The organism is Bradyrhizobium sp. JR4.3 (assembly GCF_040547695.1).
Classification (GTDB): Bacteria; Pseudomonadota; Alphaproteobacteria; order Rhizobiales; family Xanthobacteraceae; genus Bradyrhizobium; species Bradyrhizobium canariense.
The window spans coordinates 31,777-52,118 of record NZ_JBEPQF010000010.1; the positions used below are offsets into that span (position 1 = coordinate 31,777).

Below are 20,342 nucleotides of genomic sequence, written 5' to 3' on the forward strand. Positions count from 1 at the left end.
TTCCATGTCGTTCTGGACACGCCACCAAATCTTCGAAAAGAACTCGATCATCCTGATCGTCGGCATCCTGCTGGTGATCGCGATCGGCGGTCTCGTCGAGATCACCCCGCTGTTCTACCTCAAGAGCACGATCGAGGCGGTCGACGGGATCAGGCCGTATACGCCGCTGGAGCTCGCCGGGCGCAACGTCTACATCCGCGAAGGCTGCTATCTCTGCCATTCGCAGATGATCCGGCCCTTGCGCGACGAGGTCGAGCGCTACGGCCATTTCTCGCTGGCCGCCGAGAGCATGTACGACCATCCGTTCCAGTGGGGCTCGAAGCGCACCGGTCCCGATCTTGCCCGCGTCGGCGCCAAATATTCCGACGACTGGCACGTCACCCATCTGACCAACCCGCGCGCAATCGTGCCGCAATCGGTGATGCCCGGCTACCCGTTCCTGAGCCAGACCGAGGTCGATCCGGACACGATCGCCGACCACATGCGCACGCTGCGGACCGTCGGCACGCCCTACACCGACGACCAGATCGCCAATGCGGGCGCCGACATGAAGGCCCAGGCCGATCCTGACAATGCCGGCTCCGACGCTTTCACCAAGCGCTACGCAAAGGCCGTGGTGCGCAACTTCGACGGCAAGGCCGGCACGCCGACCGAGATGGACGCGCTGATCGCCTATCTCCAGATGCTCGGCACGCTGGTCGACTTCAAGATCTACAACGAGAAAGCCAATCTTCGCTGAGAAGGCACCAACGATGAAAGCCATCCTGACCCTCGACAATCTCGCGTCCGGTCTCGTGACCACGATCTGGACGCCGGTGTTCGTCGCGATCTTTGTCGCGATCATCGCCTACGCATTCTGGCCCCGTAACAAGGCAGCTTTCGACGAAGCGGCACACCTGCCGTTGCGGGAGGAGTAAGAGATCATGACCGATCATCATAGCGACATCGATCCCGTCTCCGGCAGGTCCACGACCGGACATGAGTGGGACGGCATCAAGGAGCTCAACACGCCGCTGCCGCGCTGGTGGGTAATCACCTTCTACCTCACCATCGTCTGGGCGGTCGGCTACTGGATCGTGTATCCGGCCTGGCCGCTGATCTCGGGCAATACCACGGGCCTGTTCGGCTACTCGACACGCGCCGACGTCGCGGTCGAGCTCGCCAACCTCGAGAAGATCCGCGGAGCCAAGATGGTTGCCTTGGGCGCGGCCTCGCTCGTCGAGATCGAGAAGGACCCGGCGCTGCTCGCGCTCGCCCGCGCCAAGGGCAAGACCGTGTTCGGCGACAATTGCGCGCCGTGTCACGGCTCAGGCGGCGCGGGTGCCAAGGGCTATCCGAACCTGAACGACGACGACTGGCTGTGGGGCGGATCGCTCGACCAGATCATGCAGACCATCCAGTTCGGCGCACGTTCCGGCCACGCCAAGACGCATGAGGGCCAGATGCTCGCATTCGGCAAGGACGGCGTGCTGAAGCCGGAGGAGATCGTCACGGCCGCCAACTATGTCCGGGCACTGTCGGGCCTTCCGACCCGCAAGGGCTATGACGCGGCCAAGGGCGAGAAGATCTTCGCGGAGAATTGCGTCGCCTGCCATGGCGACGGCGGCAAGGGCAACCCGGAGATGGGCGCCCCCAATTTGACCGACAAGATCTGGCTCTATGGTTCGGACGAGGCGACGCTGATCGAGACCATCAGCCAGGGCCGCGCGGGCGTGATGCCGGCCTGGGAAGGGCGGCTCGATCCCGCCACCATCAAGGCGATGGCAGTTTACGTCCACTCGCTGGGCGGCGGAAAATAGCCAATTGGGAACAAGCGGGGGCGAACAAAAAACGCTCCCGCTTGCGCTGGATCAACTGACGCGGCGGCGTCGGGTCTAGGTTTTATCGCACCTCCCGAAAAGCTGCAGGCGATGAACAGGACCGTGAACCCAAAAGAGCTCCCATTAGACGATGACAACGGGCCGCTCTATGTGGCCCAGAAGAAAGTCTATCCCCAGAGCATCTCCGGCACCTTCCGCCGGATCAAATGGGGCCTGATGGCGTTCTGCCTCGGCGTCTACTACTTCCTGCCGTTCGTGCGCTGGAACCGCGGCCTCGGTGCTCCGAGCCAAGCGGTGCTGATCGATCTTCCCAACAGCCGCTTCTATTTCTTCTTCATCGAGCTATGGCCGCAGGAGGTCTACTACTTCACCGGCCTGCTGATCGTCGCCGCGGTGGCGCTATTCCTGATGAACTCGGTCGGCGGCCGCATCTGGTGCGGCTATCTCTGTCCGCAGACAGTGTGGACCGACCTGTTCTATGCGGTCGAGCGTCTGATCGAGGGCGACCGGCGCGAGCGGATGAAGAAGGACAAATCGTCCGACCCGATGAAGCTGGAGCGCATCTCCGAGATCGTGCTCAAGCATTCGATCTGGCTCTTGATCGGGTGGTGGACCGGCGGCGCCTGGGTGCTCTATTTCAACGACGCACCGACGCTGGTCAGGGAACTCGTCACCTTCCAGGCGCCGATGATCGCCTATATCTGGATCGGCATCCTGACCGCGACGACCTACGTGCTCGCCGGCTTCATGCGCGAGCAGGTCTGCACCTATATGTGCCCGTGGCCGCGGATCCAGGCCGCGCTCACCGATGAATGGGCGCTCAACGTGACCTATCGTTACGATCGCGGCGAGAAGCGTACGTCAGTGAAGAAGGCGGCCGAGCTGCGCGCGCTCGGCGAGCAAGTCGGCGACTGCGTCGACTGTTATCAATGCGTCGCCGTGTGTCCGACCGGCATCGACATCCGCAATGGACCGCAGCTCGAATGCATCCAGTGCGGGCTCTGCATCGACGCCTGCGACAACGTGATGACCAAGATCGGCCGGCCGAAGCGGCTGATCGGCTACGACAACGACGTCAACATCCAGCGCCGCCAGGAAGGCAAGGCGCCGGTCTACCGCATTGTCCGGGCTCGCACCGTCGCCTACAGCGCGATCATCGCGGCGGTCGGTGGCATCATGATCTATACGCTGGCGACCCGCAGCCTGCTCGACGTCAACGTGCTGCACGACCGCAACCCGGTCGCGGTCAGGCTCAGCGACGGCTCGATCCGCAACGCCTACACGGTGCGGCTGCTCAACAAGAGCGGCTACGACCGCGTCATTGCGATCGACGCGAGCGGTCCGGTTAATGCGACGATCCATGTCATCGGGATCGATTCCGTGACGCAGGACCGGCCGATGATCGTGGTTCCGCGCGACTCCACCAGCGAGCTGCGGGTGCTCGTGACCGCGCCGGTCGAGGGCAATCCGGAAAAGTCGATCCCGGTTCGCTTTCACGTCACCGATATCGGTCTCGGCGAAGTCGCCAGCGCCACCGACAATTTCGTCGCGCCCTAGGATCAGGAGTTCGCCATGGCAACCAAGCCGCTGACCGGAACCAAGGTGTTTCTGATGCTGGTCGCCTTCTTCGGCGTCGTGATCGGCGTCAACGTGACCATGATGAAGCTCGCGATCGCGACGCTGCCAGGGACCGACGTCGACAGTCCCTATGCCGCGGGGCTCGCCTATGATCGCGAAATTTCGGCGGCGCAGGACCAGGCCGCGCGAAAATGGAAGGTCAGCGCCCATGTCGAGCGCCGCGCCGATGGCGGCGCCGTGCTTCAGGTCGAGGCGCGCGACGCGAGCGGCCAGCCGATCGCCGGACTGAAATTCGGCGGCCGCCTGGAGCGGCCGACCGACAAGCGCGCCGATCTCGCAATCGAGCTCTCGGAGGCCGGCATCGGCCTCTATCGCGGCAATGCCGCATCGGTCGCACCGGGCCAGTGGGACCTGGTGATCGAGGGCGAGACGCGGGGAGCGCGCGTGTTCATGTCGCGCAACCGCGTGATCCTGAACTGAAGGATTTTGCCATGCACGTCTCGCGCGACTTTTCGCATTACGTCCGGACTGCGGGCGAGGGCGTCCAGCACATCGATCTCGCGGTCGAGGGCGTTCACTGCGCCGGCTGCATGGCCAAGATCGAGCGCGGGCTGTCCGCGATTCCCGACGTCACGCTGGCGCGCGTGAACCTCACCGACCGGCGCGTTGCGCTGGAATGGAAGGCGGGCACGCTCGATCCGGCACGCTTCATCGATCGCCTCGAAGAGCTTGGCTACAAGGCCTATCCTTACGAGACCGAGAGCGCGGAGGCGACCGAGGTCGCCGAATCGCGCTTCCTGCTGCGCTGCCTCGGCATCGCCGCGTTCGCCACCATGAACGTGATGATGCTGTCGATCCCGGTGTGGTCCGGCAACGTCTCGGACATGCTGCCGGAGCAGCGCGATTTCTTCCACTGGCTGTCGGCGCTGATCGCGCTGCCGGCGGCGGCCTATGCCGGCCAGCCGTTCTTCCGCTCGGCCTGGCGCGCGCTGTCGGCCAAGACCACCAATATGGACGTCCCGATCTCGATCGGTGTGACTCTGGCGCTCGGCATGTCGGTGGTAGAGACCATCAACCACGCCGAGCACGCCTATTTCGACGCGGCGATCATGCTGCTCACTTTCCTCCTGGTCGGCCGCTTCCTCGACCAGAACATGCGGCGGCGGACCCGCGCGGTCGCGGGCAATCTCGCCGCGCTCAAGGCGGAGACCGCGGCCAAGTTCGTCGGGCCTGGCGAGATATCTCAAGTGCCGGTGGCCGCGATCTATCCCGGCGACATCGTGCTGCTGCGACCCGGCGAGCGCTGCGCGGTCGACGGCACCGTGATCGAGGGCCGTTCCGAAATCGACCAGAGCCTGATCACCGGCGAGACGCTCTACGTCACGGCAGGCCAGGGCACGCCGGTCTATGCGGGATCGATGAACATCTCGGGCAGCTTGCGGGTGCGAGTCTCGGCGGCCTCCGAGGCGACGCTGCTCGCCGAGATCACGCGGCTGCTCGACAACGCGCTGCAGGCGCGCTCGCGCTACATGCGGCTCGCCGACCGCGCCTCGCGACTCTATGCGCCCGTGGTGCATGCCACCGCGCTCGTCACCATCCTCGGCTGGGTCATCGCGGGCGCCGGCTGGCATGATGCGATCGTGACCGGCGTCGCGGTGCTGATCATCACCTGTCCCTGCGCGCTCGGGCTCGCCATTCCGACAGTGCAGACGATCGCCTCGGGCGCAATGTTCAGATCGGGCGTACTTCTCAATTCGGGCGATGCCATCGAGCGTCTCGCGGAAGCCGATCACGTCATCTTCGACAAGACCGGCACGCTGACGCTGCCCGATCTCGAAGTGATGAATGCCGCCGATATCCCCGCTGACATCTTCGAGCTTGCCGGACGGCTCGCGCTGTCGAGCCATCATCCGGTCGCCGCCGCAGTCGCGCAGGCCTCCGACGCCAGATCGCCGATCGTCGGCGCGGCGGAGGAGGCCGGCCAGGGCGTGCGCGCTGTGGTCGATGGCATCGAGATTCGCCTTGGCCGTCCGTCCTTCTGCGGCGCCGAGACGCTGGTTTCCGACGTGACAAATCTCGATCCCGAAGCCTCCGTCGTGGCTTTCAGCAAGGGGAGCGAAAAATTCATCCTCTTTGTGCGCCAGGGCCTCCGTCCCGATGCGCAGGCTGTGATCGCAGCGCTGAAGGCGCGCAATATCGGCATCGAGATTCTCTCCGGCGACCGCGAACCGGCGGTGATCGCGGCGGCCCACGCGCTGGGCATTTCCGAATGGCGCGCCGGGGTGACCCCAGCCGACAAGATCGCGCGGATCGAGGTCTTGAAGCAGAGGGGCATGAAGGTCCTGATGGTCGGCGACGGCATGAACGATGCGCCGTCGCTGGCGGCAGCGCACGTCTCGATGTCGCCGATCTCGGCCGCGCATTTGAGCCAGGCGACCGCCGATCTCATCTTTCTCGGCCGACCGCTGGCCCCGGTCGCCGCCGCCATCGACGCTTCACGTAAGGCGCTGCGTTTGATGCGGCAAAATCTCTGGCTTGCGATCGGCTACAATGTCCTCGCGGTGCCGGTCGCGATCAGCGGCGTCGTGACGCCCCTGATCGCGGCCGCCGCCATGAGCGGATCATCGATCCTGGTGATGGTGAATTCGCTGCGCGCGCGCGGCGCCTCGCGGGAGATCGCGTGATGGAAATCCTGGTCATCCTGGTGCCGCTAGCGCTGATGCTCGGTCTCGCCGGTCTCGCCGCCTTCCTCTGGTCGCTCCGGAGCGGCCAGTACGACGATCTCGACGGCGCCGCCTGGCGCGCCATCGCCGACGATGAGCCGCCGCAGGAAGCGCCGGCCAAGCGCTAGCGCTTCAAGGCGAGCGTCAGCAGGGCCGCGACCGCGAGCGCCAGGCCCACCCCGGCCACGCAGGCATGCCAGCCATACGCGTCGAACAGCCGGCCGAGGACGGCGGTGCCGATGAGCCCGCCGCAGAAATAGAAGGCGAGATAGGTGCCGCTGGCGATGCCGCGGTTTTCAGCCGCAGCCTGTCCGACGAATCCTGTCGCAGCCGCTTGCGCGGAAAAGGTGCCGATTCCGACCAGAACCATCCCGGCGAGGACCGCGCCCAGGTGTGGGGCCAGCATCAGCGGCAAGCCGATCCCTGCAATGGCGAGCGACCCCCAGATCGTCGGACGCGTTCCGAGGCGCGACGCCACTTTGCCGGCCAGCAACGTCGTGACCACCGACGGCAGGAAGACGAAGTAAACGAATCCGAGGTCCATCATGCCCAGCGACAGCGGTGGCCGAACCAGAACGAAATTGACGAATGTGAAAGTGCCGATGAATGCGAACAGGATGCAGAAGCCGATGCCGTAGGCGGCACGCAGCCGTGAATCCCGCCACTGCGCGATCGTCGCGGCAAACGCCGATGCTGTCGACGTCGTTGCACGCGTCGGCTGTACGCGCGCAATGGTGAAATAGACCAGTGCCGCGCCAGCGAGATTGAGGACTGCGAAGAAATAGAAATTCCATGCCAGGCCAAGGCTATCGGCGATCGCGGCCGAGACCAGCCGGCCAACGAAATTGCTGGCGACGTTTCCCGTGATGTAGGCGGCAAAGGCGCCGCCGGAATCCATTGCGCTGCATTGCTCGCCGAGATGAGCCAATGTCAATGCGAAGGCGGATGCCATGCAGAGGCCCTGCGCGACCCGCAGGCCGGTGAAGACGGCAAGATTGGGCGCAGTCGCCAGCAGGCTCGTCGGAATCGCGAGCAGGGTCAGGCTGAGCAGGATGCCGATCCGCCTGTCGATGTGCGGGCTGAGAAAGCCGACGACGAGGCCTGCGACGGCCATGCCGAACGTGCTTGCGTTGACCGCCAGGCTCATCGCCGCCGGCGTGACGCCGTAGTGACGTGTCAGCGAGGGCAGGATTGCCTGTGTCGCGAACAGGTCGACGACGGTGAGGAAGGCAGTGAGGCCGATCACGAGGGAGCGAAGCGCGAGACCTGGTGAATGCGCGTCCATCGTCATCGCGGTCGGTTTGATCGGCGCGGAAAGATCGGTCATGGCAGGGCTTCCTTGTGATGAATGTGGCGCCCGCATGCGGGGCAGCATGGGGATCCCGGGCGCCACATTCCGTCAGGCGTGCGCTGGGGTCGCGCACCCGTTACATGTTGTGGTCGTGCGGGTCCTTGCGGACGTCGCCGACATAGAGGATGACCGTTTCCTTGCCGAGGTTCTTCCACCAGTGCGAGGTGCCGGACACCTCGGGGCGGATGTCGCCGGCCTTGTGCACGATCGGATCGACGCAGTTGGAAGCGTGTTCGACGATCTCGCCTTGCTGCACGAAGATCAGGGCAGGGCGGTCGTCATGGCTGTGCCAGGGCACGATGCCGCCGGGCTCGATGGTCAGCTTGCGGAAGCGCAGCTCGCGGCCTTCGATATGCGCCGGCTGTTTGCCGAGGTCGATGGCGCCGAGCGTGACGTCGGTGACGCCGACCGGCTTGTAGTCGACCATCTGCTGCGCGTTCGGCTTGATCTTGTCGGCCGGGCATTCGCCGGCGGAGACTGGCTGCGCCGAGAGTGTCAATACGCCGAGGATCGCAAGGCCGGGCCAGACCGCGCGCGACAAGGTGTGATGCTTGAACATCGGGACGTCTCCTGTGTTGGCCGCAACCGCAATGGTCGCCGGCTATGTCGGGACTTTCGTCGAAAGAGTGCTCGTTCTGAAATGCTCTTTCGCTCTCGCTGCGATAGACCGGCGCTATCGGGCCCGATACGCGCTCGCTATCGAACCGATTGGGGATCGGCATTTCCGCTTTCCCAGCGATTGGCGTTCGATGGCAGGGCGCCCGATTGGCGGGCGTTCACGTCAATCCGGAGAAGCATCTCATGACGACATTGTCCAAGACCTTGATTGCCACGGCTGCGTTCGCGGTCATCGCCACATCGGCCTTCTCGGAGGCCACATGGGACTTCAAGGCCGGCATGGCCTACATGTATGGCGGTCCCGGCAAGATGTCGGCGATGGCCATGGCCCCGGCGGAGAAGAACCACGAGGCCATGATGAAGAGCGCCAAGAAGGTCCCTGACAACACCGTCTTCTTCATGGACAACGGATCGCTGTATTCCACCTCGGGGCGGCTGGATCCGACCGGCAATTTCTACGTGAACTGATCGCGTGCGCATGACGGCCGCCCCTTGCGGGCGGCCGGATCGGGCACCTAATATTCGTCCCCTGAACGCTGGAGCGCAAGATGACCTCTCTCTCGCCGGCCGATGCCGAGCGGCTCAAACTCGCCTTCCAGCGCTGCCGTGACATGGATGGCACGCTGAACGAGCAGCTCCGCGCCTATGCCGACGCCAGCCGTGACGTGTTCCCGGCCTATGGCGAGGCAGTCGATCATCTGGTGACCAGGTTGAATGGAAACGGCGGCGGCGACACCGCGCCGCGTCCGGGCGAGGCGATGCCGCCGTTCATGTTGCCGGACGAGAGCGGGCGTCTCGTCGCGTTGTCCTCGCTGCTGGAGAGCGGCCCGGTCGCCGTGATGTTCTTCCGCGGCCATTGGTGCCCCTATTGCCGGCTCAATGTTCGCGCGGTGGTCCAGGCGCTTGATCGCATCGAGTCCATGGGGGCGCGAATCATCGCGGTCATGCCGGAGACGCAGGAATATACCCAGCAGCTCAAAGCGGAAGCTGGTGCGCCATTTCCGATCCTGACCGACCTCGACAACGGCTATGCGCTGTCGCTCAATCTCGCGATCTGGCTCGGTGCCGAGATCCAGAGCCTGTTGTCCTATCAGGATATGGCGAAATTCCACGGCAATGATGGCTGGATGCTGCCAATCCCGGCCGTGTTCGTCGTCGGTCGCGACGGCCTCGTGAAAGCCCGCTTCGTCGATCCGGATTTCCGCAAGCGGATGGAGATTGATGATCTGCTTGAAGCGTTGGAAGGCGCGAGCAGGGAAGCCTAAAAGGGTCAGCAGCGAGCGTCGCTGCTAACCCGCAATCTCCCGCCAATCCGCACCGCGCAGCATGCGCATCACGGCATTGGCCACCGCCGTACGCTGCCGGCCGGCCACCCCGTAGAGGCTGACGGTGCGACGGGCGTCCAGCCCGGCGACCGCAGCGCGCGTCAGCGTCTCCGGAACGGGCGAGGTGTGCGGCACCATGGCGACGCCGATGTCGGCCTCGACCAGCTCGATCAGGTCGCGCTCGTTCGAGATTTCGTGACCCTGTTCGACCGCGATGCCGTGCTCGCGCAGGCTCGCCGAGATACGGACGGAATGCTCGCAAAACGTCCGGCTCAGCAGCTGCTCCGCGCGCAAATCGTCCAGTTCGATGCTGCTGCGGCCTGCGAGCCGGTGTCCGTCGCTGACCACGAGCTCGAAGCTCTCGGTGAACAGCGGCCAGACATCGAGCCGCTCCCAGGCCTCGTCGATGTCGGCGGCAATCCCGAGCTCGGCCTCGCCCTTCTTCAGCAAGTCGGCCACTTCACGACTCGAGCCGCGCAGGAAGCGGAATTCGAGCCGGTTGAACTGCCGTTTGATCTGGTTGAGATGCGGGATGAGGAGCGAAAGATCGATCGAATGCGTCAGCGCGACGCGAAGCGCGCCGATCTCGCCGCTGCGGAAAGAGGAGGCCAGCGAGCGTGCGCCGGTGGCCGCATCAAAACACTGCTTCAGCAGCGGATGCATGCGCTGGCCGAGCTCGGTCAATTGTGCCGCAGGCCGTTCGCGGCGAAACAGATCGCCGCCGAGTTCGGCCTCGAGCTGCTTGATCGCGCGCGTCAGCGAAGGCTGCGTCACGTTGCAGTCCTCGGCGGCACGCGTGAAGTTCAAGAGCTGCGCCACCGCGAGGAAATAGCGGACCTGGTGCATTTCCATGGATCGGCTCTCCAGCAAGACTAGGCGGAGGCTAGCCGATCGGGGCGGGGAATGACATCCCGGCCGCAATAGCGCCCGGGCATCGTTTCGGAAGCTAACGGGCATTTCCGTCAAACCGGGCGATGCTTCACAGTCGGCTCAACACCAGTCGTCGGAGGATTTGCCAGTGAATATGTCCGTCAAGCCGCAGACGTCCGCCGCCCGGGCGCTCGCGGGCAAGGTTGCGCTGGTCACGGGGTCAACCAGTGGCATCGGCCTCGGTATCGCGCGGGCACTTGCCGCGGCCGGCGCCGACATCGTGCTGAACGGCCTTGGTGTGGCGGCCGAGCTCGACCGGACGCGCGAGCAGATCGCGGCCGAGTTCGGCGTCAAGGCAAGTTTTTCGCCGGCCGACATGACCAGGCCGAATTCGATCGCCGAGATGATCGCGGCGACGGTCGCGCAGGCCGGCCGGCTGGATATCCTGATCAACAATGCCGGCATCCAGCACGTTGCGCCGCTGGAGCAGTTTCCGGTCGAGAAATGGGACCAGATCCTCGCGATCAATCTGTCGTCGGCCTTCCACACCACGCGGCTCGCGCTGCCCGCAATGCGACAGAACGGGTTCGGGCGGATCATCAACATCGCCTCCGCGCACGGCCTGGTCGGCTCACCGTTCAAGGCGGCCTATGTCGCGGCCAAGCACGGCATCGTCGGGCTCACCAAGGTGACTGCGCTGGAGACGGCAGAAGAGGGCATCACCTGCAACGCGATCTGTCCCGGGTATGTCTATACGCCGCTGGTCGAGGCGCAGATCGACGGACAGGCCAAGGCGCACGGGATCTCGCGCGACCAGGTGATCCGCGACGTGCTGCTGGCGCAACAGCCGAACAAGCGCTTCTCGACCGTCGAGGAGCTCGGTGCGCTCAGCGTATTCCTGTCGACCGACGCGGCGGCCACGATCACCGGGATTGCGTTGCCCGTCGACGGAGGCTGGACCGCGCATTGAAGGCGAGCGCGTAACAAAACATCGCGAGGAACGAACATGGCAAGGATACGGGCTCTCAGGGAGCAGGATATGAACGGCGTAAAGCGCGATACCAGCGTGTCGAAGGATCTGCCCGGCCAGGTGGTGCTGGTGCTTCAGGGCGGCGGTGCGCTCGGGTCCTATCAGGCCGGGGTGTACCAGGCGCTGCACGAGGCCGGCATCGAGCCGGACTGGATCATCGGCACCTCGATCGGCGCCATCAATGCCTGCCTCATTGCGGGCAACGCGCCCGACCAGCGGCTGCAGCGCCTGAAGGAGTTCTGGAAACGAATGGAGCAGAATCCGGTCTGGAATCTGCGCACCGCGTTTCCCGACTTCAACGAAAAGCTCGCCTATTGGTCGACCGTGACCCACGGCATTCCCGGCTTCTTCCGTCCCAATCCATTGGCGCATGCGGGCGATTCCTATCCCCTCGGAGCCGATCACGCCGGCTTCTATTCGACGGCCCCGCTGGAGCGGACGCTGCTCGAGCTCGTCGATTTCGGCCGGATCAATCGCTGCGCGCCACGATTGACGGTCGGCGCCGCTCACGTCCGCAGCAGCCAGATGCGCTATTTCGACAGCCGCGACGGCGAGCTGACGGTGAAGCATGTCATGGCGTCAGGCGCGCTGCCGCCGGCGTTTCCGGCCGTGCGGATCGATGGCGAGCTCTATTGGGACGGCGGTATTCTGTCGAACACGCCGACCGAGGCGGTCTTTGATGATAATCCGCGTAAAAATTCGCTGATCTTCGCCGTGCATTTGTGGAATCCCGTCGGCGCCGAGCCAACCACGATGGCGGAGGTCTTGAACCGGCACAAGGACGTGCAGTATTCTAGCCGGATCGCGAGCCAGATCACGCGCCAGCAGCAAGCCCATCGCCTGCGCCATGTCATCAACCAGCTCGCCGCGCGACTGCCCGAGAGCGAGCGCAGCGATCCGGCGGTTCGTGAATTGGCGAGCTATGGTTGCCCGACACGCATGCATGTCGTGCGCCTGCTTGCGCCGCAGCTCGATCGCGAGAACCACACCAAGGATATCGACTTCAGTCCGTCCGGCATCATGCGGCGCTGGGATGCCGGCTATTCGCACACAAAGTCCGTGCTGGAGCGAAGGCCCTGGGTTGGCGAGTTCGACCCGCTTGCGGGCGTGGTGCTGCACGAACATGTGGACGTCATGCCGATTGCGGCGGAGTGAGGGCTTGGTCCGTCATTGTTTCTCGCAGTGACGATTTCACGGGAAGGCCGTCCGGGTTATTGTCGCCCGCTGTCTTCGTCGCGAGGCCTTGCAATTGGTCGCTGAGAGAGATCTGGAATCTGCCCTCGATCAGGTTCGTGCTGATATGGCGGGACCGGTTGCTGGTGTGTTCGGCCCTGACACGATGACTTGGCAGATCGACCGCGAGGCCGTGATCTTTCTCGGCGCCGGTCGTGCGCTGTTGCTGCAGCTGGCGCATCCCTGGGTCGCCGCCGCCATCGCCGAGCACTCGCGGACCTTGGCCGATCCGATCGGACGATTTCATCGCACCTTCGACATCGTCTTTGCCATGGTGTTCGGCTCGCTTGACCGCGCGCTGTTGTCGTCGCGGCAACTGCACCGGCGCCACAGCATGATCGTCGGCGAGATGCCGGAGACCGTCGGTCCGTTCGCGGCAGGCTCGCGCTACTGTGCCAACGACGTCCCATCGCTGCGCTGGGTTCATGCCACGCTGGTCGAGACCGCGCTGATGGCGCATGACCTCGTTCTGCCGCCGCTCTCGGCGGACGAGCGCGAGCGCTACTGGGCCGAGAGTCGGTTGTTCGGTGCCCTGTTCGGGTTGACGGCGCACGATCTGCCCACGGACTGGTCGGGCTTTGCGGCCTACACCGCGGCAATGACGCAATCGGATACGCTGACTGTCAGTCCGGCGGCGCGCGAGATCGCCGCGCAAATCTTTGGTGGCGCGCGCCCGTGGTTGCGTCCGCCGCGCTGGTATCGCGCGCTCACGGCAAGCCTGCTGCCGGAACGCCTGCGTGTGGGGTTTGGGTTCGAGCTTGATGAGCGCGATAAGAGGGCGGCCGAAAATGCGCTCCGATGGATCCGACGCGTCTACCCGAAGTTGCCGGATCGCTTGCGCTATGTCGGTCCCTACCAGGAAGCGCAGGCGAGGCTGCGCGGCGAGCCGCAGCCGGACTGGATGACGCGGTGCCTTAACCGTGCCTGGATCGGACGGTCGCAGATGGATCAGCGCGGGAAGGGGTGAAGTCCTCCGCCGTTGCCACAAACCACCGTCATTGCGAGGAGCCCTTGCGACGAAGCAATCCAGGCTGCTGCCACGGAAACAGTCTGGATTGCTTCGCTACGCTCGCAAGGACGGAGCGCGAAGGACACGCCGTCGCCGCGCGCTCACACCGCCGCCAGCTTCCGGTACAGCGCGTTGTAGCTGCCGGCCGGGATGCTCCAGGAGAACGACCGTCCCATCGCACTGCGACGCATGGTGTCGAGCTGGTCCTGTGCCACGAAGGCGGAGAACGCCCGGCGCACGCCGCCGAGGAAGGACTCGTGCGAGGGTTTTGAGAACAGGAAGCCGGTTTCGCCGTCGGTAATGGTCTCGGCGAGGCCGCCGGTCTGGTGTCCGATCGGCAGCGAGCCGAAGCGCTGGGCGTACATCTGGCTGAGCCCGCAGGGCTCGAAGCGTGACGGCATCAATGTGAAATCGCTGCCGGCGAAGATGCGGCGCGCCTGAGCCTCGTTGAAGCCGATCACGACCCCGATCGCGTCAGGCCGCCGGCGATGCGCGTCGATCAGCGCCTGCTCGAGCGCCGGCTCGCCGGAGCCGGTGACCACGATCTGCCCGCCGGCATCGACGATCTCGTCGGCCGCCGCCAGCACGAGGTCGATGCCCTTCTGGTGCACCAGCCGGGCGACGATGCCGAACATCGGGCCGCGCGACACCGCAAGCCCGAACTGCTTGCGCACATAGTCCGCATTGGCCTTCTTGCCGATCCAGTCGCCGGCGCCGAACTGCTGAGCAAGCTGGGCGCAGGAACGCGGGTCCCAGCTCTCGTCGATGCCGTTGAGGATGCCGGTGAGCTCGGCCGCGTCGGAGCGGACTCGAAGCAGGCCTTCGAGACCGCAGCCGAATTCATCCGTGGTGATCTCCCGCGCATAGGTGCCGCTGACTGTCGTGAGATGCGAGGCGTAGACCAGCCCGGCCTTGAGGAAGGAGAGCTGGTCGTAGAATTCGACGCCGTCGATATGGAAGGAGCTCTCCGGTGCGCCGATCCGCCGCAGCGAGTCCTTCGGGAAGAGGCCCTGATAGGCGAGGTTATGAATGGTCAGGATCGACGGCAGCTTGGAGCCGCGCCAAGCGAGGTAGGCCGGCACGAGCGAAGCCTGCCAGTCATTGGCATGGATCAGGTCTGCTGCCCAATCCTTGTCCAGCGTGCCCATCGCGAGCTCAGCGGCGGCCGAGGCAAAGCGAGCGAAACGGATGTCGTTGTCGGGCCAGTCGCGCCCGGACTCGTCGCCATAGGGGTTGCCGGGCCGGTCGTAGAGTTGCGAACACAACAACACATAGACCGGCAGACCGTCCTTGGTCGCGGCGCGGCCGAGCGAGCAGGCCGGCATCTCCGCGAACGCCGGACAGCGGCCAACGATCTGAATATGCGTGAGTTGTTCGATGATGTCGCGATAGCCAGGCAACATGACCCGGATGTCGGCGAAAGGACGGAGGGCTCGGGGGAGTGCAGCGGAAACGGCTCCAAGTCCGCCGACGCGGACAAAGTCGTCCATTTCTGTCGTAACGAACAAGACCCTCAAGAACTGCTGCCCTCTGCCGGAGCCCGATTGCTGCTATGCAAGAACGGGTCCAGTTGCCCCGGAATTCCCAAAGCCGCCCGCGAGACGTGTCTGTTCGGTAAAGACTTTCCTACTCAGCCGCCGCCCTCTAGGGTCGGCGCACCAACAACAGAGAACTTCGATAAGTTCCTAAGTGACTCAAGGACGCAAGCAGGCATGCAGCTATCAGATAAGCATGAGGGGACCACGACAAAGGCCTTCGCCGGCCTCCGTGTCCTGGATTTTTCGACCACCATCGCCGGTCCCCATTGTGCGCGGATGCTCGCCGACATGGGCGCCGAGGTCATCAAGATCGAGACCGACGGCGGCGAGACGATGCGGACCCGGCCGCCGCTGCGCAAGGGCTGCAGCACCGTGTTCGGCCAGCTCAACGTCGGCAAGAAGAGCGTCGTGCTCGACCTCAAGTCCGAGGACGGCAAGGAGGCGGTCCGCCGGCTGGCCGCGACTGCTGACATCCTGGTCGAGAACTTTCGCCCCGGCGTGATGCATCGGCTGCGGCTCGACTATGACAGAATACGCACCGTCAATCCGAAGCTGATCTACTGCTCGATCTCCGGCTACGGCCAGAGCGGCCCGTCGGCTGAGCTGCCGGCCTATGCGCCGGTGATCCATGCAGCCTCCGGTTACGACATGGCGCATCTCGCCTACCAGCCCGGCCGCAGCCGCCCGGATTATTGCGGCATCTACCATGCCGACGTCGTCACCGGCACCTACGGGTTTGGCGCGATCGCGTCGGCGCTCTACCAGCGCACCTTGACTGGGCTCGGCCAGCACATCGACGTTTCCATGCTGGAATCGATGCTGACGCTGACGCTGACGGAGTTGCAGAGTTCGCAATTCGCGGTGAAGCCGCCGCCGCGCCCGATGTTCGGGCCGACCGAGACGGCCAATGGCTATGTCATGATCACGGTCGCGAGCGAGAAGACGTTTCAGGGACTGATGGGCGTGATCGGCCGCCCCGACTGGATTTCCGATCCGCGCTTCGCCGCCTACGCGGCGCGCCGCGATCATTGGGCCGACTTGATGGACGGTGTCGAGGCCTGGTCGCGGCAGCTCTCGACCGATGTCTGTCTTGTCGCGCTAGGTGCGGCCGGCGTGCCGGCCTCGGCCTACCGCACTGTGTCCGAAGCACTGGCCGATCCGCAGCTCGCGCACCGTGAGGCGCTCTCGTCTGTTGAGGATGAAGGCGGTTCGTTCCAGGTCCTCAATCTGCCGTTCCGGATGACCGGTGCCGATACGACACCGGGCAAGACGATGGCCGTTCTTGGCGAGCACACGGACGGACTGCGCGCGGAGATCGGGCTCACCGACAATGCGCCAATTCCGTCGGGCAAAACAGCCGTGCAAGGCTGACGATAAGGCTGACGGCAGTCTGACAGGCAGCATCCTGCAGCAAGCAATCCGGCTTTGCGTGTGGCCGGCTTGCCATCATCCGTCAGCCTCAACTAGACAGGTCCGAGTTTGTCTCGTCCTGTCGCCCATGCCATGGTGGCGACGACAAGAAAAGTATCCAGGAGGACGCCAATGAAAAGTTTCAAGGTCGCCGACTTCAAGGCGCCGCTGCAGGAGTTCGACGAGGCAACGCCGCAGCCGTCCGGCACGCAGGTGCTGATCAAGGTGAAGGCCGCCGGCGTCTGCCATAGCGACCTTCACATCTGGGAAGGCGGCTACGATCTCGGCCACGGCCGCAAGCCGCTCTCGCTGAAGGACCGCGGCATCAATTTGCCGCTGACCATGGGGCACGAGACGGTCGGCGAGGTCCTCGCCTTCGGCCCGGACGTGAAGTCGTCGGACCAGGGCGACGTGAAGATCGGCGATGTCGGGCTGGTCTATCCCTGGATCGGTTGCGGCAAATGCGCGACCTGTCTCGCCGGCGATGAGAACATGTGCCTGACGCCGCGCTCGCTCGGCGTCTACTGCGACGGTGGCTATTCCGACCACATGCTGGTGCCGCATCCGCGCTATTTGCTCAATCTGAGAGGCCTCGATCCCGCGTCGGCCGCACCCTACGCCTGCTCGGGCGTCACGACCTATAGCGCGCTGAAGAAGCTCGAGCAGCACTTCGACACGCCGATCGTGATGTTCGGTGCCGGCGGACTTGGCCTGATGGCACTGTCGCTGCTGAAGGCGATGGGCGGCAAGGGCGCGATCATGGTCGACATCGACGCGAAGAAACGCGAAGCCGCGGAGCAGGCCGGCGCGCTCGCGACCGTCGATCCCAAGGCGCCCGACGCGCTGGAGCAGCTTGCCAAGAAAGCCGGTGGTCCCATCCGCGCCGTGCTCGATCTCGTCGGCAACGCCGCCACCACCCAACTCGGCTTCGACTGCCTGACGAAGGGCGGCAAGCTCGTGCTCGTCGGCCTGTTCGGCGGCGGCGCGACCTGGGCGCTGCCGCTGATTCCGATCAAGGCGGTGACGATCCAGGGCAGCTATGTCGGCAATTTGCGCGAGACGCAGGAGTTGCTCGACCTCGTGCGCGCGAAGAACATAGCGCCGATCCCCGTGACGCGGCAGCCGCTCGCCAAGGCCAACGACGCGCTGGTGCAGTTGCAGCAGGGCGCGGTGGTCGGCCGCACGGTGCTGACGCCGTAGCCTCGGTCTATCCTCCGTCATTGCGAGCGCAGCGAAGCAATCCAGAATCCCTCCGCGGAACAGTCTGGATTGCTTCGTCGCAAGAGCTCCTCGCAATGACGAGTCTCTCTCTCCTTCATTCGGAAGCCCCATGTCCGCAAATAACGCCTTCCACATTGCCGTGCTCGCCGGTGACGGCATCGGTCCCGAAGTCATGGCGCCGGCCATCGAAGTCCTGCGCAAGATCGAGACGAAATCCGGCCTGAGCTTCCGCTTCACCGAGGCGCCGGCGGGCGCCAATCATTATCTCGCCACCGGCAAGTCGATGCCCGATACCACCATCAAGCTGTGCGAGGAGGCGGACGCGATCCTGCTCGGCGCCTGCGGTCTGCCGTCGGTGCGCTACCCTGACAACACCGAGATCGCGCCGCAGATCGAGCTGCGCTTCATCTTCGATCTCTATGCCGGTGTGCGCCCGGCGCGGCTCATTCCGGGCGTACCGAGCCCGATCGTCGGCGCCGACCAGCGCGGCATCGATCTCGTCGTGATCAGGGAGTCTACCGAAGGCCTGTTCGCCTCGATGGGCAAGGGCGTCGTCACCCATGAGGAGGCGCGCGAGACCATGGTGATCACGCGCAAGACATCCGAGCGCCTGTTCGAGTTCTCGTTTCGCCTCGCCGAACGGCGCAAGGCGCGCGGCAAGCCCGGCGCGCTCGCCTGCGTCGACAAGGCGAACGTGTTCAAGGCCTTTGCGTTCTTCCGCGGCATCTTCGACGACATCGCCAAGCGCCATCCGGAGGTGAAGACCGACCGGCTCTATGTCGATGCCTGCTCGGCGATGCTGGTGAAGCGTCCTTGGGATTTCGACGTGATGGTGATGGAGAACATGTTCGGCGACATCGTCTCCGACATCACCGCGAGCCTGATCGGCGGCCTCGGCATGGCGCCGTCGGCAGACATCGGCGACAAATACGCCGTGTTCCAGCCGTGCCACGGCACCGCGCCCGACATCATGGGGCAGGGCAAGGCCAATCCCACCGGGATGATCCTGTCGGCCGCGATGATGCTGGACTGGCTCGCCGACAAGCACGGCGTCGAGGGCGCGGCTGAGGCCGGCGAACAAATTGAGCGCGCCGTGGACAAGGTCTATGCCGGCGGCCTCAAGCCGATGGAATTCGGCGGCAGCAACGGCACCGCCGACATCACGAAGGCGGTGCTCGCGGCGCTGTAGTCAAGGAAGAGAGGCCTCGCGGCCCCTTGCAGTTCACCAGCGACGCCAGTGGCGATGGCCCCAGCCCCACGGACGGCCGCCGTAGAAGCGTCGCGGGCCGCCGTAAAAGCCGTAGGCGCCATAATAGTTCGGACGCCAGAAGCAGCGACCCCAGGGGTTGCAGACCCAGCGCACCTGATCGACGTCGGCTGCCGGGCCGCTCGCGATACGGTCGGCCTGCGGAATGCCGTTCGGCATCGCTGCGAGCGCCTGTCCTGATGCGAGCGTTGCGCCGCCCAGGGCAGCCAGACCAACAACAGCAAATTTGAGTTTCATCGCAATCTCCCTCGTTTGATGGCGAGAGAACTTCCAGCAAATCAGCTGGTTGCTATGGTGTTGCAGCGGCGTGGGAATTTAATCTTCGTGAATGCATGTTCACGTTGGCGGCCGTCATCGCGAAGAGCCAAGCGACGAAGAGGCAGAGGCACTCTGGATTGTTTTCATTTTGCTCGCTGACGACGGAATCACCGTCCCTGGAACTGCGGCTTGCGCTTCTCCATGAAGGCCTGCCGGCCCTCGCGAAAATCCGCGCTGTCCATGCAGGCCGTGCCGGCCGCCTTGATCGCGTCCATGTCGCGCCCGCTTTCGTCCTTCAACACTTGCGCGATGGTGAGCTTGGCAGCCTTGATCGCGAGCGGCGCATTTTGCGAGATCGTCTCGGCGATGGCCATGGTCTCGCCCCAGAGCTGATCCTCCGGAACCACGCGCTCGACCAACCCGATGCGCAGCGCTTCCGACGCATCGATGCGCATGCCCGTATACATCAGGAGCCGGGCCCAGGACGGGCCAACCAGCGACACCAGGTGCTTCAAGCCGTCATAGCCATAGGCGATGCCGAGCTTCGCCGCGGGAATGCCGAACTGGCTGCCATGGGAGGCAATGCGGATGTCCGCGAGCATCGCCACTTGCATGCCGCCGCCGAGACAAAAGCCCTGGATGCAGGCAATGGTCGGCTTGGGATAATCGGCGAGCAGCGCGCGCTGGGCGGCGCTGCGTTTGCCATATTCCTCGGAAGCGGCGGCGTTATGGCGTGCCTTCTCGAACTGGCTGATGTCGGCGCCCGACACGAACGCCTTGCCGCCGCCGCCGCGCAGGATCACGACGCGCACGGCAGCGTCATCTCGTAAGGCTGTCAGCGCCTCGCCAAATCCCTCCCACATCTCCAGCGACATCGCATTGCGCTTGTCGGGATTGTTGAAGGTGATCACGCCGACGCCACCGGCTATGTGCTTGAGGATCTTGCCGTCGGCGTAAGGAATTTCGGTCGTGCTGGACATGTCGGACATCGCGCTCGCTTTCGTTGGCGAGGCGCAATGTTCGGCCGGGGCGAGGCCAGGGTCAACCGCGGCAACGGACGTGGCTGTGCAGCCGCCTGTGCCGCGATTGCA

Annotated in this window: 21 protein-coding genes; 15 read left to right on the forward strand and 6 right to left on the reverse strand. The window is 64.7% G+C overall.

Annotated elements, in window-relative coordinates:
- The first annotated feature begins 4 nt into the window (after positions 1-4).
- The 7 genes from ccoO to ccoS all read left to right on the forward strand — a co-directional run bounded on the left by ccoO (position 5) and on the right by ccoS (position 6,249).
- Positions 5-739, forward strand: a complete 735-nt coding sequence (gene ccoO, locus ABIB91_RS17790; RefSeq protein ID WP_007594017.1) for a cytochrome-c oxidase, cbb3-type subunit II — start codon at positions 5-7, stop codon at positions 737-739.
- Positions 740-752: 13 nt separating this feature from the next.
- Positions 753-917: a CcoQ/FixQ family Cbb3-type cytochrome c oxidase assembly chaperone gene (locus ABIB91_RS17795; RefSeq protein WP_007594016.1), complete on the forward strand. Its 165-nt coding sequence runs from the start codon at positions 753-755 to the stop codon at positions 915-917.
- Between the two features lie 6 nt (positions 918-923).
- A complete protein-coding gene (gene ccoP / locus ABIB91_RS17800) occupies positions 924-1,799 on the forward strand; it encodes a cytochrome-c oxidase, cbb3-type subunit III (protein WP_007594015.1) in 876 nt (291 codons plus the stop codon).
- Positions 1,800-1,910: 111 nt separating this feature from the next.
- Complete coding sequence (ccoG, locus tag ABIB91_RS17805; protein WP_354163220.1) at positions 1,911-3,377, forward strand: cytochrome c oxidase accessory protein CcoG; 1,467 nt, start codon at positions 1,911-1,913, stop codon at positions 3,375-3,377.
- Between the two features lie 15 nt (positions 3,378-3,392).
- Entirely contained in the window at positions 3,393-3,878 is a 486-nt protein-coding gene (locus ABIB91_RS17810) for a FixH family protein (RefSeq protein ID WP_354163217.1), read from the forward strand.
- Between the two features lie 11 nt (positions 3,879-3,889).
- Positions 3,890-6,082 (forward strand): cation-translocating P-type ATPase, encoded by a 2,193-nt coding sequence (locus tag ABIB91_RS17815; RefSeq protein WP_354163214.1) that lies wholly within the window; start codon positions 3,890-3,892, stop codon positions 6,080-6,082.
- The gene (ccoS, locus tag ABIB91_RS17820) at positions 6,082-6,249 is read left to right on the forward strand and encodes a cbb3-type cytochrome oxidase assembly protein CcoS (protein WP_007594007.1); all 168 of its coding nucleotides are present in this window, start codon (positions 6,082-6,084) and stop codon (positions 6,247-6,249) included. The genes ABIB91_RS17815 and ccoS overlap by 1 nt, the downstream gene beginning before the upstream one ends.
- On the opposite strand, the gene ABIB91_RS17825 is transcribed toward ccoS, so the two are convergent.
- Entirely contained in the window at positions 6,246-7,448 is a 1,203-nt protein-coding gene (locus tag ABIB91_RS17825; RefSeq protein ID WP_354163210.1) for an MFS transporter, read from the reverse strand. The genes ccoS and ABIB91_RS17825 overlap by 4 nt on opposite strands.
- Positions 7,449-7,548: 100 nt before the next feature.
- Positions 7,549-8,031, reverse strand: coding sequence for a cupin domain-containing protein (locus tag ABIB91_RS17830; protein ID WP_007594004.1), 483 nt, complete (start codon positions 8,029-8,031; stop codon positions 7,549-7,551).
- A 242-nt stretch (positions 8,032-8,273) separates the two neighbouring features.
- Here ABIB91_RS17830 and ABIB91_RS17835 point away from each other — a divergent pair, with 242 nt between their 5' ends.
- Positions 8,274-8,558, forward strand: coding sequence for a hypothetical protein (locus tag ABIB91_RS17835; RefSeq protein WP_007594003.1), 285 nt, complete (start codon positions 8,274-8,276; stop codon positions 8,556-8,558).
- 80 nt (positions 8,559-8,638) lie between these two features.
- A complete protein-coding gene (locus ABIB91_RS17840) occupies positions 8,639-9,355 on the forward strand; it encodes a peroxiredoxin-like family protein (protein ID WP_354163206.1) in 717 nt (238 codons plus the stop codon).
- Between the two features lie 24 nt (positions 9,356-9,379).
- Here ABIB91_RS17840 and ABIB91_RS17845 read toward each other — a convergent pair whose 3' ends face one another.
- Entirely contained in the window at positions 9,380-10,267 is an 888-nt protein-coding gene (locus ABIB91_RS17845) for a LysR family transcriptional regulator (protein ID WP_354163203.1), read from the reverse strand.
- A gap of 172 nt (positions 10,268-10,439) precedes the next feature.
- On the opposite strand from ABIB91_RS17845, the gene ABIB91_RS17850 reads away from it, so the two are divergent.
- The 3 genes from ABIB91_RS17850 (at position 10,440) to ABIB91_RS17860 (ending at position 13,515) form a co-directional block, all read left to right on the forward strand.
- Positions 10,440-11,255 (forward strand): 3-hydroxybutyrate dehydrogenase, encoded by an 816-nt coding sequence (locus ABIB91_RS17850; RefSeq protein ID WP_354163356.1) that lies wholly within the window; start codon positions 10,440-10,442, stop codon positions 11,253-11,255.
- Between the two features lie 69 nt (positions 11,256-11,324).
- Positions 11,325-12,470 (forward strand): patatin-like phospholipase family protein, encoded by a 1,146-nt coding sequence (locus ABIB91_RS17855; RefSeq protein ID WP_219682750.1) that lies wholly within the window; start codon positions 11,325-11,327, stop codon positions 12,468-12,470.
- Positions 12,471-12,564: 94 nt separating this feature from the next.
- The gene (locus tag ABIB91_RS17860) at positions 12,565-13,515 is read left to right on the forward strand and encodes an oxygenase MpaB family protein (protein ID WP_354163200.1); all 951 of its coding nucleotides are present in this window, start codon (positions 12,565-12,567) and stop codon (positions 13,513-13,515) included.
- A gap of 143 nt (positions 13,516-13,658) precedes the next feature.
- Here ABIB91_RS17860 and glgA read toward each other — a convergent pair whose 3' ends face one another.
- Positions 13,659-15,074, reverse strand: a complete 1,416-nt coding sequence (gene glgA, locus ABIB91_RS17865; protein ID WP_219682748.1) for a glycogen synthase GlgA — start codon at positions 15,072-15,074, stop codon at positions 13,659-13,661.
- Between the two features lie 195 nt (positions 15,075-15,269).
- Between glgA and ABIB91_RS17870 the strand changes: the two genes are divergently transcribed.
- From ABIB91_RS17870 to ABIB91_RS17880, 3 genes are all read left to right on the forward strand, one after another.
- Positions 15,270-16,466 carry a CaiB/BaiF CoA transferase family protein gene (locus ABIB91_RS17870; RefSeq protein WP_354163197.1) on the forward strand — a complete coding sequence of 399 codons (1,197 nt, stop codon included), beginning with the start codon at positions 15,270-15,272 and terminating at the stop codon, positions 16,464-16,466.
- Between the two features lie 171 nt (positions 16,467-16,637).
- On the forward strand, positions 16,638-17,705 hold the full coding sequence (locus ABIB91_RS17875; protein WP_354163194.1) for an alcohol dehydrogenase: 1,068 nt from the start codon (positions 16,638-16,640) through the stop codon (positions 17,703-17,705).
- 130 nt (positions 17,706-17,835) lie between these two features.
- Positions 17,836-18,915: an isocitrate/isopropylmalate dehydrogenase family protein gene (locus ABIB91_RS17880; RefSeq protein WP_007593989.1), complete on the forward strand. Its 1,080-nt coding sequence runs from the start codon at positions 17,836-17,838 to the stop codon at positions 18,913-18,915.
- 33 nt (positions 18,916-18,948) lie between these two features.
- Here the strand turns inward: ABIB91_RS17880 and ABIB91_RS17885 are convergent, their stop codons facing one another.
- Positions 18,949-19,230 (reverse strand): hypothetical protein, encoded by a 282-nt coding sequence (locus tag ABIB91_RS17885; protein WP_007593987.1) that lies wholly within the window; start codon positions 19,228-19,230, stop codon positions 18,949-18,951.
- A gap of 188 nt (positions 19,231-19,418) precedes the next feature.
- On the reverse strand, positions 19,419-20,240 hold the full coding sequence (locus ABIB91_RS17890; protein WP_354163189.1) for an enoyl-CoA hydratase: 822 nt from the start codon (positions 20,238-20,240) through the stop codon (positions 19,419-19,421).
- Positions 20,241-20,342 lie beyond the last annotated feature (102 nt).

What these genes read in the sequence shown, in the direction of transcription:
- ccoO (WP_007594017.1), top strand. Translation starts at nt 5, where the DNA reads ATGTCGTTCTGGACACGCCACCAAATCTTCGAAAAGAACTCGATCATC.
- ABIB91_RS17795 (WP_007594016.1), top strand. Translation starts at nt 753, where the DNA reads ATGAAAGCCATCCTGACCCTCGACAATCTCGCGTCCGGTCTCGTGACC.
- ccoP (WP_007594015.1), top strand. Translation starts at nt 924, where the DNA reads ATGACCGATCATCATAGCGACATCGATCCCGTCTCCGGCAGGTCCACG.
- ccoG (WP_354163220.1), top strand. Translation starts at nt 1,911, where the DNA reads ATGAACAGGACCGTGAACCCAAAAGAGCTCCCATTAGACGATGACAAC.
- ABIB91_RS17810 (WP_354163217.1), top strand. Translation starts at nt 3,393, where the DNA reads ATGGCAACCAAGCCGCTGACCGGAACCAAGGTGTTTCTGATGCTGGTC.
- ABIB91_RS17815 (WP_354163214.1), top strand. Translation starts at nt 3,890, where the DNA reads ATGCACGTCTCGCGCGACTTTTCGCATTACGTCCGGACTGCGGGCGAG.
- ccoS (WP_007594007.1), top strand. Translation starts at nt 6,082, where the DNA reads ATGGAAATCCTGGTCATCCTGGTGCCGCTAGCGCTGATGCTCGGTCTC.
- ABIB91_RS17825 (WP_354163210.1), bottom strand. Translation starts at nt 7,448, where the DNA reads ATGACCGATCTTTCCGCGCCGATCAAACCGACCGCGATGACGATGGAC.
- ABIB91_RS17830 (WP_007594004.1), bottom strand. Translation starts at nt 8,031, where the DNA reads ATGTTCAAGCATCACACCTTGTCGCGCGCGGTCTGGCCCGGCCTTGCG.
- ABIB91_RS17835 (WP_007594003.1), top strand. Translation starts at nt 8,274, where the DNA reads ATGACGACATTGTCCAAGACCTTGATTGCCACGGCTGCGTTCGCGGTC.
- ABIB91_RS17840 (WP_354163206.1), top strand. Translation starts at nt 8,639, where the DNA reads ATGACCTCTCTCTCGCCGGCCGATGCCGAGCGGCTCAAACTCGCCTTC.
- ABIB91_RS17845 (WP_354163203.1), bottom strand. Translation starts at nt 10,267, where the DNA reads ATGGAAATGCACCAGGTCCGCTATTTCCTCGCGGTGGCGCAGCTCTTG.
- ABIB91_RS17850 (WP_354163356.1), top strand. Translation starts at nt 10,440, where the DNA reads ATGTCCGTCAAGCCGCAGACGTCCGCCGCCCGGGCGCTCGCGGGCAAG.
- ABIB91_RS17855 (WP_219682750.1), top strand. Translation starts at nt 11,325, where the DNA reads ATGAACGGCGTAAAGCGCGATACCAGCGTGTCGAAGGATCTGCCCGGC.
- ABIB91_RS17870 (WP_354163197.1), top strand. Translation starts at nt 15,270, where the DNA reads ATGCAGCTATCAGATAAGCATGAGGGGACCACGACAAAGGCCTTCGCC.
- ABIB91_RS17875 (WP_354163194.1), top strand. Translation starts at nt 16,638, where the DNA reads ATGAAAAGTTTCAAGGTCGCCGACTTCAAGGCGCCGCTGCAGGAGTTC.
- ABIB91_RS17880 (WP_007593989.1), top strand. Translation starts at nt 17,836, where the DNA reads ATGTCCGCAAATAACGCCTTCCACATTGCCGTGCTCGCCGGTGACGGC.
- ABIB91_RS17885 (WP_007593987.1), bottom strand. Translation starts at nt 19,230, where the DNA reads ATGAAACTCAAATTTGCTGTTGTTGGTCTGGCTGCCCTGGGCGGCGCA.
- ABIB91_RS17890 (WP_354163189.1), bottom strand. Translation starts at nt 20,240, where the DNA reads ATGTCCGACATGTCCAGCACGACCGAAATTCCTTACGCCGACGGCAAG.